General features: G+C 63.9%; 11 protein-coding genes. 1 reads left to right on the top strand and 10 read right to left on the bottom strand.

Translation table 11 applies throughout. The features are described 5' to 3' along the window. Window positions 1–75: 75 nt before the first annotated feature. The 4 genes from G6N73_RS17100 to G6N73_RS17115 form a co-directional block, all read right to left on the bottom strand. A complete protein-coding gene (locus G6N73_RS17100; RefSeq protein ID WP_206078910.1) occupies window positions 76–1,338 on the bottom strand; it encodes a glycerate kinase type-2 family protein in 1,263 nt (420 codons plus the stop codon). Window positions 1,339–1,576: 238 nt separating this feature from the next. Further along, window positions 1,577–2,077, bottom strand: coding sequence for a heme-degrading domain-containing protein (locus tag G6N73_RS17105; RefSeq protein WP_165029686.1), 501 nt, complete (start codon window positions 2,075–2,077; stop codon window positions 1,577–1,579). A gap of 257 nt (window positions 2,078–2,334) precedes the next feature. After that, window positions 2,335–3,648, bottom strand: a complete 1,314-nt coding sequence (guaD, locus tag G6N73_RS17110) for a guanine deaminase (protein WP_165029688.1) — start codon at window positions 3,646–3,648, stop codon at window positions 2,335–2,337. Window positions 3,649–3,694: 46 nt separating this feature from the next. Further along, a complete protein-coding gene (locus G6N73_RS17115) occupies window positions 3,695–4,912 on the bottom strand; it encodes a urate hydroxylase PuuD (protein ID WP_165029690.1) in 1,218 nt (405 codons plus the stop codon). 131 nt (window positions 4,913–5,043) lie between these two features. Here G6N73_RS17115 and G6N73_RS17120 point away from each other — a divergent pair, with 131 nt between their 5' ends. Continuing rightward, window positions 5,044–5,964, top strand: coding sequence for a LysR family transcriptional regulator (locus G6N73_RS17120; RefSeq protein WP_165029692.1), 921 nt, complete (start codon window positions 5,044–5,046; stop codon window positions 5,962–5,964). Window positions 5,965–5,974: 10 nt separating this feature from the next. Here the strand turns inward: G6N73_RS17120 and G6N73_RS17125 are convergent, their stop codons facing one another. The 6 genes from G6N73_RS17125 to uraH form a co-directional block, all read right to left on the bottom strand. Next, window positions 5,975–6,211 carry a CopG family antitoxin gene (locus G6N73_RS17125; RefSeq protein ID WP_246252139.1) on the bottom strand — a complete coding sequence of 79 codons (237 nt, stop codon included), beginning with the start codon at window positions 6,209–6,211 and terminating at the stop codon, window positions 5,975–5,977. Next, complete coding sequence (locus G6N73_RS17130) at window positions 6,198–6,542, bottom strand: BrnT family toxin (protein ID WP_165029696.1); 345 nt, start codon at window positions 6,540–6,542, stop codon at window positions 6,198–6,200. The genes G6N73_RS17125 and G6N73_RS17130 overlap by 14 nt, the downstream gene beginning before the upstream one ends. 1 nt (window position 6,543) lies before the next feature. Beyond that, on the bottom strand, window positions 6,544–7,509 hold the full coding sequence (gene xdhC / locus G6N73_RS17135; RefSeq protein ID WP_165029698.1) for a xanthine dehydrogenase accessory protein XdhC: 966 nt from the start codon (window positions 7,507–7,509) through the stop codon (window positions 6,544–6,546). Further along, window positions 7,506–9,854 (bottom strand): xanthine dehydrogenase molybdopterin binding subunit, encoded by a 2,349-nt coding sequence (gene xdhB, locus G6N73_RS17140; protein ID WP_165029700.1) that lies wholly within the window; start codon window positions 9,852–9,854, stop codon window positions 7,506–7,508. Before xdhB ends, xdhC begins: the two co-directional genes overlap by 4 nt. 212 nt (window positions 9,855–10,066) lie before the next feature. Further along, window positions 10,067–11,548 (bottom strand): xanthine dehydrogenase small subunit, encoded by a 1,482-nt coding sequence (gene xdhA / locus G6N73_RS17150; protein WP_165029702.1) that lies wholly within the window; start codon window positions 11,546–11,548, stop codon window positions 10,067–10,069. 3 nt (window positions 11,549–11,551) lie between these two features. Further along, window positions 11,552–11,917, bottom strand: a complete 366-nt coding sequence (gene uraH, locus G6N73_RS17155) for a hydroxyisourate hydrolase (RefSeq protein ID WP_165029704.1) — start codon at window positions 11,915–11,917, stop codon at window positions 11,552–11,554. Between the last annotated feature and the right edge of the window lie 77 nt (window positions 11,918–11,994).

Here is an 11,994-nt window from a genome sequence, read left to right on the forward strand (position 1 = left end):
AGTTCGGGGGCCGAGCACCCGCCTCCCTCATCCTGAGGTGCGAGCGCAGCGAGCCTCGAAGGACGCACCCGGCCCTCACCTCACCAGAATCGCCCTCAGATCATTCACATTCGTCCCCGTCGGCCCCGGCACAAACAAATCGCCAACCGCGTTGAACGCCGTCCAGGCGTTGTTGCCGGCGAGCATGGCCTTGGCGTCGACGCCGGCCGCACGCATGCGCGCGACGCTCGAACCGTCGGCAAAGGCGCCGGCATTGTCTTCCGAGCCGTCGATGCCATCTGTATCGGCGGCCAGCGCCTGGACGCCGGCGACACCGTCGATGCCGAGCGCGAAGGCCAGCAAAAATTCGCTGTTACGGCCGCCCTTGCCTTTCGCCCGCAGCGTCACGGTGGTCTCGCCGCCCGACAGGATCATCACCGGCTTCCTGAACGGTCGGTCGCGGGTAGCGATCTCGCGCGTGATCGCCGCATGCACGGAGCCCACGTCGCGCGCCTCGCCTTCGATCGAATCCGACAGGATGACAGCCTCCACGCCTTGCTTCTTTGCCTCCGCAGCGGCGGCTTCCAGCGAGACGGCGGCCGAGGCGATGACGCGCACCTTGTTGCGCGAAAAACGCGGATCGTGCGGCCGCGGCGCGTCGGCGGCTTCCGAGTTGAGATGCGCCATCACCGCTGCCGGCAGCTTCATGCCGTAGGTGTTTATCAGGCTCAGCGCAGTCTCACGGTTGCCGATATCCGGGATGGTCGGACCCGAAGCAACAAGGGCCGGGTCGTCACCGGGAATGTCGGACACGACGAGCGAAACCACGCGCGCCGGCGAGGCGGCGGCGGCGAGGCGACCGCCCTTGATCGTGGAGACATGCTTGCGGATGGTGTTCATCGCGAAAATGGGCGCGCCGGAGGCGAGCAGCGCCTCATTGACGGCGATCTCGTCCGCCAGCGTCAGCCCTTCGGGCGGCGACGGCAGCAGCGCCGACCCGCCGCCGGAAATCAGCGCAATGACCAGATCGTCTGCGGTCAGGCCAGAAACCTTTTCGAGCAGCCGCCGCGACGCTTCAAGACCTGCGGCGTCCGGTACCGGATGCGCCGCCTCGATGATCTCGATGCGCTCGCATCTGGCTGCGTAGCCGTAGCGCGTGATGACTACTCCTTCCAGCGGCCCGTCCCAGACTTTCTCGAACGCCGCCGCCATCTGTGCAGAGCCCTTGCCCGCGCCGACGACGATGGTGCGGCCCTTCGGCTTTTCCGGCAGATGTTTGCGGATTGTCAGTTCCGGATCCGCGGCCGCAACGGCCGCGTTGAAGACGGCGGTGAGGAGAGATTTGGGATCGATGGTCAAGAGCGTGTCCCCATGGTCCAGCACCCTGTGGCTAGGCTCGGAGTCCTACGTTGCCCCCCTCTGGCCTGCCGGCCATCTCCCCCACAAGTGGGGAGATTGGCTGCCATCCACGCCGGCGCCCTCTCTGCCACGTTGACGGTTGGCGAAACACGGGCGGCCGGCTGATCTCCCCCCTTGTGGGGGAGATGGCCGGCAGGCCAGAGGGGGGCAACGTAGAGCACCATCATGTAAACGGAACTCAACTTGCAGCCGCGAGCGCCAACTCGCGCCGATCCCGCCCCAGACAATCGCACAGAGCGTCGATGATGATGCCGTGGTCCTGCCTCTGCGGCAGGCCCGAAACCGCGATGACGCCAATGACGCCGGCGCCTTTGACGCGGATAGGGAAACCGCCGCCGGCCAGCACGTACTCGGACGCCGAAAGCCCGTAGCGCTCTGCGAACAGGGCGCTTTCGCCACCCTGCTCGAGCATCATCCGATAGGTGCTCTTGAGGAACATCTTGACGACGTTGCGCTTCCTTCGCGCCCAGTCGGCATTGGAGCCCGTCGAGCCCGGCAGCGCGCAATAGAAAAGCGCCCGGTCCCAAAGCCTGATGTCGACGATGATCGGCCAGTTTTCGGCCAAGGCTCGTGTACGCAGCGCCGAGCCGATCTCGAACGCCGTCGCCTCGTCGAAGGCGTCAAACACCAGTTCGGTTTCCTGAACCTTGATCTTCTCAATATCGCCGGCAACGCTCATGACGCTCCTCCGAAAGCTCCGCTTTGACCGATCGTTATCCTTGGGTCAAGCATGGCGCGGCCGCAAGATTGCTCTTACGGTGCGTCCTTCGAGGCTCGCTACGCTCGCACCTCAGGATGAGGGAGATTGGCGCATCCCTCCTTCATCCTGAAGACCAGTGCGGGCGTCTCCGGATGAAAAGACTGTAGGCCACCCAACCTTCTTCATCCTGAGGTGCGAGCGCAGCGAGCCTCGAGGGACGCACTATTCATTTGTTCCTACGCCACTATAACGCTCTTGGCCGGCTTGCCCGCGACATAGACCTCGCGCACGGCGCGGTCGTCGCCGAGCGTCTGCAGCAGGAAAAGCTCCTCGGCCAGCGTTTCGACTGTCTCCATGCGAAGCCGCATGCCTGGCGTCGCGCGGCTGTCCAGCACGACTATGTCCGCATCGGTCCCGACATCGAGCGTGCCGACCTTGTCGGCGATCGACAGCGCCTCGGCATTGCCGCGCGTCATCTGCCAGAACGAGGCGAACGGATTGAGCTTCTCGCCGTTCAGCGCAACGACCTTGTAGCCCTCGTCCATGGTGCGCAGCATCGAATAGTTGGTGCCACCGCCGACATCCGTTGCCGTTGCTATCCGCAGGGGCTTCTCCCGCCGGCGGTAGCGCTGATAGTCGAACAGGCCGGAGCCCAGGAAAAGGTTGGAGGTCGGGCAGAAAACCGCCACCGAACCCGAATCCGACAGCGCGTCGGCTTCGCGCTCCGACAGATGGATGCAGTGGCCGAACAGGCTTTGCTTCCCGAGCAGCCCGTAGCGTTCATAGATGTCGGTGTAGTCCTTCGACCACGGATAGAGTTCCTGCGTGAACGCGATCTCGGCATGGTTTTCCGAGAGATGCGTCTGCATATGCAGGTCCGGGTGCTCCCGCATCAGCGCGCTGGCCATCTCAAGCTGCTCGGGCGAGGATGTGATCGCGAAGCGCGGCGTGATCGCGTAGTGCTGCCGGCCCTTGCCGTGCCATTCCGCTATCAGCGCCTTCGAGTCGTCATAGCCCGACTGCGGCGTGTCGAGCACGCCTTCCGGCGCGTTGCGGTCCATCATCACCTTGCCGGCGATGTTGAGCATATTTCGAGCGTGGCTCTCCTCGAAAAACGCCTCCGCCGATTGCTTGTGCACCGAGCAGTAGGCAGCGACGGTAGTGGTGCCGTGCCGCACCGTCTCGTCCAGGAACAGGCGCGCGATGTGCCGGCCATGCTGCGCATTGCGGAACTTCGTCTCCTCGGGAAACGTGTACTTGTTCAGCCAGTCGAGCAGTTCCGCACCGTAGGACGCGATGACCTGCATCTGCGGAAAATGCGCATGCGCGTCGATGAAGCCGGGCAGAACGAGATGCGGCCGGTGATCGATTTTTTCCGCGCCCTCGCCGGCCTGGCTTGCGACATCCGCATAGGCCCCGGCAGCTATGATCTTGCCGCCGCGCAGCAGCAGCCCGCCATCTTCTTCGTAGCGATAGGCGGCGTGGTCGTCGGTGGAATCGGGCCAGCGCAGGAAGGTGAGCGTGCGTCCGCGAAGCAGAAGATCGGTCATGCGGAAAGCCTTGCTCGGATATGCGCAAATCTCATTGGAAAGGTGTTCACTCCCCCGCTCCTTCGAACCAGGCCGCAAGCAGCGCCCGCTCCTCGATGGTCATGGCGGTGACGTTGCCTGGCGGCATGGCGTGGCTGCGTCCGGCCTGCAGATAGATTTCCCGGGCATGCTCGGCAATCGTGGCGTCGGTTTCGAGGATCACGCCCTTCGGCGCCTGATAGATGCCTTCATAGGACGGCTCCGTCGCATGACACATCGAGCAGCGGCCGAGCACGGTGTCGCGCACCGCCGGAAAATGCGTGGACGCGACAAATATCTCGCTGGCAGCTGCCTGCTTCGGCTCGCCAGTCAGGATCTTCGGCACGGTCGAGAGCCACATGATGACGATGAACAGCACCGCGGCCGCCAGCCAGGTCCAGGTCGGGTTGCCCTTGCGCGCATGCCGCGTGTTGAAGAAGTGCCGGATCAGCACGCCGATGATGAACACCAGCGAGGCGATCACCCAGTTGAACTGCGTTCCGAACGCCAGCGGATAATGGTTCGACAGCATCAGGAACAGAACGGGCAGCGTCAGGTAGTTGTTGTGCAGCGAGCGCGTCTTGGCGATCTTGCCGTATCTTGGATCGGGCTTCCTCCCGGCGATCAGGTCGGCGACGACGATCTTCTGGTTCGGGATGATGACGAGGAAGACATTGGCCGACATGATGGTTGCGGTGACGGCGCCGAGATGCAGGAAGGCGGCGCGGCCGGTGAAGAGTTGCGTGTAGCCCCAGGCCATGAACACCACCACCGCATAGAGCACCAGCATCAGCAGCGTGTCGCTCTTGGCGAGCGGCGACTTGCACAGAAGATCGTAGACGACCCAGCCAAGCCCGAGCGACGCGATCGATATGCCGATCGCCACCGGCGCGGAGACGTCGAGCACGTCGCGGTCGATCAGGAACAGGTCGGCGCCGGCGTAGTAGACCACGGCCATCAGCGCGAAGCCGCTCATCCAGGTGGCGTAAGATTCCCATTTGAACCAGGTCAAGTGCTCGGGCATCTCGGCTGGCGCGACCAGATATTTCTGGATGTGGTAGAAGCCGCCGCCATGGACCTGCCACTCCTCGCCATGCGCGCCTTTTGGCAGGCCGGGACGCTGGCGCAGGCCGAGGTCGAGCGCCACGAAGTAGAAGGACGAACCGATCCAGGCGATGCCGGTGATGACGTGCAGCCAGCGCACGGCGAAACTCAGCCAATCCCAGAAAATCGCGAAATCGGTCATGCCCATCCTTCCTGCCTGTCCGCGACTTTACGGCCTGCGATGCAAACGGAAAGAGGGCAGGTGTGCGATGACTTTCAAAAAAAACTGGAAAATAGTAGCGTCGCCTCCGAAACTCAGTGGAAGCCGGCAAATTGGCCTATCTCGACAACATCGCTGTCTTCGTCCGCGTCGTCGAATTGGGCAATCTGTCGGCGGCGGGCCGCGACATGCGCATTTCGCCCGCCGTGGCTTCCAACCGCATCAAGGAACTGGAGAAGCATCTCGGTGTGCGCCTGTTCAACCGCACCACGCGCCAATTGATGCCGACCGAGCAGGGCACGGTCTTCTATTCCGGCGCCAAGCAGGTGCTGGAAGCGATCGCCGAGGCCGAGGCCGCCGTCAGCGCGCTTTCCGGCCAGCCACGCGGCACGATCAAGGTGACCGCGCCGCTCGGCCTCGGGCGGCGGCTGATCGCGTCCGGCATTCCGGATTTCCGCGACAAATATCCCGACATCGAGGTGCGGCTCCGGCTTTCCGACCACAATGTCGACATTCTCAAGGAAGGCATCGATGTCGCCTTCCGGCTCGGCCTGATCGAGGATTCGAGCCTCAGAATGCGTGGCATCATGGAATGCGAGCGCGTGCTGGTGGCCGCGCCGAAATATCTCGAGGCGCGGGGCGAGCCGACTGAACCGCAGCAACTGGTCGACGACAGGCATGATTGCCTGATGTTGCGCTTTCCCGGCATGCGCGAATATTTCTGGACGCTGAAGACGCGATCGGGCCCGGCCAAATTCGAGGTGCACGGGCCGTTCGATTCCGACGACGGCGATGTCCTGACCGGCTGGGCTCTGGCCGGCCGCGGCATCATCAACAAGCCGCGCTTCGAGGTTGAGCCCTTCATCCGCGACCGCCGGCTGAAGATAATCCTCGCCGACACGCCGCCGACCCCGGTGCAGTTCGCCGCCGTCTATCCGCACAAGAAGCTGCAGGATCCGAAGGTGCGCCTGCTGCTCGATTTCATGGCCGAGCGCTGCCAGCGTCTGATCCGGGATATTCTGGCGGGGAGGTAAGGCGGATGCGCTACGAAGCTTTCAAATTCTGCAGCCCGCGCTCCAGCAATTCCCGCATGAACCGCTGATAGGGGATTCCGCGCTTCCTGGCCTCTGCCTTCAGCGTTGCCAACTGGCCTTCCGGAAGCCGCATATTGACCCGTGCGGTCTTGTTCTCGAACTCGAACCGGTAAGGCTTGAACTGGGAAAAATCGAGATCGGACAGATCCTGTTCAAGGAAAGCCTCGGCTTCCTCATCGGTTGTCATGACTGGAACTTTCCGTTTCATAGCCCAGGGCCTCCTTTCCATGCATGTAGCGGGCGGTGAACGGCCTGACGAGCAGCCGGTCATCGACCTGCCTCAAGGTGAAGCCGACGAAGAGAGGTCGTCCGTTCGCATGCCGTGCAACCGCGATGTAGCGCCTCTCGTCGGCGGAGTGCTTGAAGTCGGGTGCGATACGTACATCGCCTTGGAACACCGCTTCTATTTCAGGTTTGGTGAAACCATGGCTGCCGCATTTCGGCCAGTTGCCATCGTCCCACTGGAATCCCGAAAAGTTCGTCCATAATGGATGTAGAGATGTGTGTACAAATGTCAACTCACCCCGGCTGCGCCAGCGCCGTCATGATCTCCGCCGCGGCCAGCGCAGCGATCACTGCCGGGCGCTTGTCCTTCACTTGATCGCCGCCGATCGGCGAGACGAGGCGGGCAAAATCGGCCTCGCTGCCGCCAACTGTCTTCAGATACCAGCTCTTGAACGTCGCCTTCTTGGTCTTGGAGCCGATCATCCCGACATAGGCGGCGTCCTCACATTTAAGCGCCTCGGCGACGATCAGGAAATCGAGCGCATGGTCGTGGGTGAGAACGACAAAGGCGGAACCGGCCGGCGCGTCGCGGACCATTTCTTCAGGTACCGGGGTCAACCGCGTCTCGACGCTTTCCGGTATGCCCTCCAGCGCATCCGCACGCGTTTCGACCACGATCACGCGCACCGGCAGCAGTGCGAAGGCCGAGGCCAGCGCATGGCCGACATGGCCGCCGCCGAAGACATAGACATGGGGGAGCCTGGCGTCCTCGGCCTCGGCTTCTTCAAGGAGCATGGACCGAACCGCCTCGTCTGCAAGTTTGAGCGACACCTCGACCCGCCCGCCGCAGCATTGGCCGATTTCGGGTCCAAGCGGGATGTCGAGGGTGAGCGCAGCGCCCAACCCTCCCCCTTGCGGGGAGGGTGTCGGCGTAGCCGACGGGTGGGGGTGGAGATGAAGTGCACCGCCCTCTGCTGGATTTCTTTTGGAATCCTGCCTGGCGGAACCACCCCCACCCGGCCCTTCGGGCAACCCTCCCCGCAAGGGGGAGGGTTGGGCCGCCAGCATCTCCCTCGCTCTGTCGATCGCCATGAATTCGAGCTGCCCGCCGCCGATCGTGCCGAAAATCCTCTCCGGCGAAACCAGCATCCAGGCGCCTTTTTCGCGCGGGGTCGAGCCTTTGGCCTCGGCCACCTCGACAAGCGCCGCTAATGGCGACGCGTCGAGGAAAGCCCGCAGGCCTTTGGCCGTGCCGCTCATTTTCGCGCCGCTTCGGCCCTCAGCCGCTCGACTGCCATCAGCACGCGCTCGGGTGTCGCCGGCGTGTCGAGGCGCGGGCAGATCCTGTGGTCGGCGACGCTCGCCACCGCGTCCGACAGCGCATGCAGCACCGACATCGCCAGCATCAGGGGCGGCTCGCCGACCGCCTTGGAACGATGGATCGTCGGCTCGCTGTTTTCCGGCCAGTCGGCAAGCCGCACGTTGAAAATCTTCGGCCGGTCCGACGCAAGCGGTATCTTGTAAGTCGACGGCGCATGGGTGCGCAGCCGGCCCTTCTCGTCCCAGACAAGTTCCTCGGTCGTCAGCCAGCCCATGCCCTGGATAAAACCGCCTTCAATCTGGCCAAGGTCGATCGCCCTGTTCAGCGACCGTCCCGTCTCGTGCAGTATGTCGGTGCGCTCCACGACATATTCGCCGGTCAGCGTGTCGATCGACACCTCCGACACCGACGCGCCGTAAGCGAAATAATAGAACGGGTGGCCCTGCCCCTTATCGCGGTTCCAGTGAATTTTCGGCGTCTTGTAGAAGCCGGCGGCCGAAAGCTGGATGCGAGCCATATAGGCCTGCTTGACCAGGTCTGCGAAGGCGATCTGCTGGTTGCCGATGCGCACGCGGTTGGGCAGGAACTCGATCTGGTCGAGCGGCACCGCGTATTTCTCAGCCGCGAAATCGGCGAGCCGGTTGCGGATCGTGCGCGCGGCGTTTCGCGCCGCCATGCCGTTGAGGTCGGAACCGGACGACGCCGCCGTCGCCGAGGTGTTGGGCACCTTGCCGGTCGTCGTCGCGGTGATCTTCACCTGGTCGATGTCGATCTGGAACTCTTCCGCCACCACCTGCGCGACCTTGACGTAGAGCCCCTGCCCCATCTCGGTGCCGCCATGGTTCAGGTGCACCGAACCGTCGGTATAGACATGCACCAGCGCGCCAGCCTGATTGAAATGCGTGGCGGTAAACGAGATGCCGAATTTCACCGGCGTCAGCGCCAGCCCGCGTTTTATCACCCGGCTGTTGGCGTTGAACGCATCGATCGTGCGCCGCCGCCGCGCATAATCTGAGCTCTCCTCAAGTTCGGCGACGATCCGCTGGATGATGTTGTCCTCCACCGTCTGGTGATAGGGCGTGACGTTGCGGTCGCTTGTCCCGTAGAAATTGAGCTTGCGGATTTCGAGCGGGTCTTTCCCTGTCGCGAACGCCACCTCGTCAATGACGCGCTCGGCGCCGACCATGCCCTGCGGCCCGCCGAAGCCGCGAAATGCCGTGTTGGAAACCGTGTTGGTGTAGAGCGGGGCCGACACCGCCTTCACCGCCGGATAGAAATAGGCGTTGTCGCAATGGAACAGCGCCCGGTCCGTCACCGGCCCCGAAAGGTCCGACGAAAACCCGCAGCGCGCCGCGTAGGAAAAATCGACGCCACGGATTTTTCCGTCGTCGTCGAAGCCGACTTCATAGTCGATGAGGAAATCATGACGCTTGCCCGTGGCGGTCATGTCGTCGTCGCGGTCGGGCCTGATCTTCACCGCCCGGCCAAGCCGCTTGGCCGCGATCGCAGCGATCGCCGCAAACTGGTTGGACTGCGTCTCCTTGCCGCCGAAGCCGCCGCCCATGCGGCGGATTTCGACCGTCACCGCATGCGACGGCACGCCGAGCGCATGGCTGACCATATGCTGCACCTCGCTCGGATGCTGCGTCGAGGAATAGACAGTGACGTCGTCGTCCTCCCCCGGCACGGCCATAGCGATATGGCCCTCGAGATAAAAGTGGTCCTGCCCGCCGACCCGCATTTGGCCCTTCAGTCTGCGCGGCGCTTTGGCGATCGCCCCGGCGGCATCGCCGCGCGACAGCGTCAGCGGCGGCGTCACGAGTTTTGCACCCTGACGACCGGCGTCGGCTACATCGATGATCGCCGGCAATTCGTCATATTCGATCTTCGCCAGCCGGCAGGCGCGCCGCGCCTCTTCCCGCGTCCCGGCGATCACGGCAAAGATCGGCTGGCCATGAAACTGCACCTCGCCGTCGGCCAGCACCGGTTCGTCATGCCGGCCGGTCGGCGAAATGTCGTTCTCGCCCGGCACATCGCTCGCTGTCAGCACGTCGACCACGCCGGATGCTGAGCGAACCCCCATCAGGTCGATCGAGCGGATCGTTCCATGCGCCACCGTCGACAGCCCGAGGCAGCCATGCAGCGTGCCGGCCGGCTCCGGCATGTCGTCGATGTAGATCGCCGAGCCGTCGACATGCTTATGCGCCGAATCGTGGCGCTGGTCGGACGCGACGCCGCCTGTGATTTTTTCGGCCTTGAGGTTCACTATCTGGTGTTTGGTCATTGGCTAAACCTGGCAAGGCCGCGATCCTTCGCGCCCCCCTCTGTCCTGCCGGACATCTCCCCCCTCAAGGGGGGAGATCGGCTGACCGCACCGCGTTCGCCAATCCCTGAAGATAAGGCGCCGAGGGTGGGACTGCCAATCTCCCCCCTTGAGGGGGAGATGGCCGGCAGGCCAGAGGGGGGTCGGTCCAGTATCCGGAATGAACATGCCCATCACGCCGCCTCATGCCTTGAGACCTGTACCGGCACCGTCGCCCCGGTCGTCTCCAGATAAAACCGCCGCAGCAAATTCTTCGCCACCAGCATCCGGTACTCCGCCGAAGCGCGCATGTCGGTCAGCGGCGTGAAATCCTCGTCATAGGCCTCGACCGCCTCCTCCACCGTCGTTTCGCTCCACGCCTTGCCAATCAGCGCCGCCTCGACCGCTTTCGCCCGCTTCGGCGTCGCCGCCATGCCGCCATAGGCGATGCGGACGTCCGCAACCGTGCCGTCGCCGGCCAGCCTCAGGTGGAATGCGCCGAGCACCGCGGTGATATCCTCGTCGCACCGCTTGGTGATCTTGTGGACCGCGAAATGCGCGCCTTCGGCCGGTACCGGCACGTCCACCGCCTCGACGAACTCGCGCGGCCGCCGGTCTTGCTTGCCATAGGCGATGAAGAAATCCTCCAGCGGGATTGTCCGCCGCTCATTGCCCTTGCGCAGCGTCAGTGTCGCGCCGAGTGCGATGAACGGCGGCGGCGTGTCGCCGATCGGCGAGCCATTGGCGATGTTGCCGCCGATGGTGCCCATGTTGCGTACCTGGTCTCCACCGATGCGGTCGAACAGTGGCCCGAGCGCCGGGATGCGCTCGGACAGCGTCGAGAAAGCTTCGGTGTAGGTGACGCCCGCGCCGATCGAAATCATGCCGTCGCGCTCAGAAATCCGCCGCAGCTCATCCAGACCGCCGATGAATACCGCCGGCGAAATCTCGCGCATGAATTTCGTCACCCAGAGCCCGACATCGGTCGAGCCGGCAATGAGGGTCGCCTTCGGCTCGGCTTCGAGCACACCGGCGAAATCGTCCACATTCGCCGGCACGACCAGCCTTCCCTTGCCCTCGCCGATCTCGACCCGCGCGCCGTCCTTTAGCGCCGTGAGCTTTTTCGCGACCGCCGCGCGCTCCATTGCCAGTGGGTCTTTCGCCGCCTTGCCGTAGCTCGATATCGCGCGCGCTGCTCGCACGATCGCCTCATAGCCAGTGCAGCGGCAGAGATTGCCCTGCAGCGCCTTCTCTATTTGCGCGTCCGACGGCGCGGCGTTCCGCATCCACAGCGCATAGAGCGACATCACGAAGCCCGGCGTGCAGAAGCCGCATTGCGAACCATGGAAATCGACCATCGCCTGCTGCACCGGGTGCAGCTTGCCGCCCTCGCCGCGCAGGTGCTCGATGGTGACGACATGGCAGCCGTCGACCGAGCCGAGGAAACGGATGCAGGCATTGACGCTTTCATAAGCAAGCTCGCCACCTGCGAGCCGCCCGACGAGCACGGTGCAGGCGCCGCAGTCGCCCTCGGCGCAGCCTTCCTTGCTGCCGCGCAACGAACGCCGCAGCCGCAGAAAATCGAGCAGCATCTCGTCCGGCGCGACTTTGGACAGCGCCACCGCCTCGCCGTTCAGCAGGAAGCGGATTTCGTTGCGGATCTTCACTGCGGCCATCCTTCAGCTCCCCCTATAGGTCGAGTAGCCGTAGGGCGAGACAAGCAGCGGCACATGGTAGTGCCTGTGCTCGGCCATGCCAAACCGGATAGGGACGATGTCCAAGAAGGCCGGTTCGGACAGCGCAATCCCCTGCGCCCTCAGATAGTCGCCTGCCGCAAACACAAGCTCGTATTCGCCGGTCGCAAACTCCGGGCCGGCCAGGAGCGGCGCGTCACAGCGGCCGTCGCTGTTGGTGGAGACGGTCTTGAGCAGCGTGCGCTCCTCGCCCTCGATGCGGAACAGCGAAATGGACAGGCCCGCCGCCGGCTTTCCCGAAGCGGTGTCGAGCACATGGGTGGTCAGGCGCCCGCCTTCAGTTCCCGACATTCTGCCTCCCTCAAGACCGTTCAAGTGTTAAGCGGTCGATTGTGCGGCGATTAAATGCCATGCATAAGTCCGGGTGA

This window comes from Allomesorhizobium camelthorni, assembly GCF_011045125.1.
In the GTDB taxonomy this organism is placed as follows: Bacteria; Pseudomonadota; Alphaproteobacteria; order Rhizobiales; family Rhizobiaceae; genus Allomesorhizobium; species Allomesorhizobium camelthorni.

What these genes read in the sequence shown, in the direction of transcription:
- xdhA (WP_165029702.1), bottom strand. Translation starts at nt 11,548, where the DNA reads ATGGCCGCAGTGAAGATCCGCAACGAAATCCGCTTCCTGCTGAACGGC.
- uraH (WP_165029704.1), bottom strand. Translation starts at nt 11,917, where the DNA reads ATGTCGGGAACTGAAGGCGGGCGCCTGACCACCCATGTGCTCGACACC.
- G6N73_RS17105 (WP_165029686.1), bottom strand. Translation starts at nt 2,077, where the DNA reads ATGAGCGTTGCCGGCGATATTGAGAAGATCAAGGTTCAGGAAACCGAA.
- xdhB (WP_165029700.1), bottom strand. Translation starts at nt 9,854, where the DNA reads ATGACCAAACACCAGATAGTGAACCTCAAGGCCGAAAAAATCACAGGC.
- xdhC (WP_165029698.1), bottom strand. Translation starts at nt 7,509, where the DNA reads ATGAGCGGCACGGCCAAAGGCCTGCGGGCTTTCCTCGACGCGTCGCCA.
- guaD (WP_165029688.1), bottom strand. Translation starts at nt 3,648, where the DNA reads ATGACCGATCTTCTGCTTCGCGGACGCACGCTCACCTTCCTGCGCTGG.
- G6N73_RS17125 (WP_246252139.1), bottom strand. Translation starts at nt 6,211, where the DNA reads ATGACAACCGATGAGGAAGCCGAGGCTTTCCTTGAACAGGATCTGTCC.
- G6N73_RS17115 (WP_165029690.1), bottom strand. Translation starts at nt 4,912, where the DNA reads ATGACCGATTTCGCGATTTTCTGGGATTGGCTGAGTTTCGCCGTGCGC.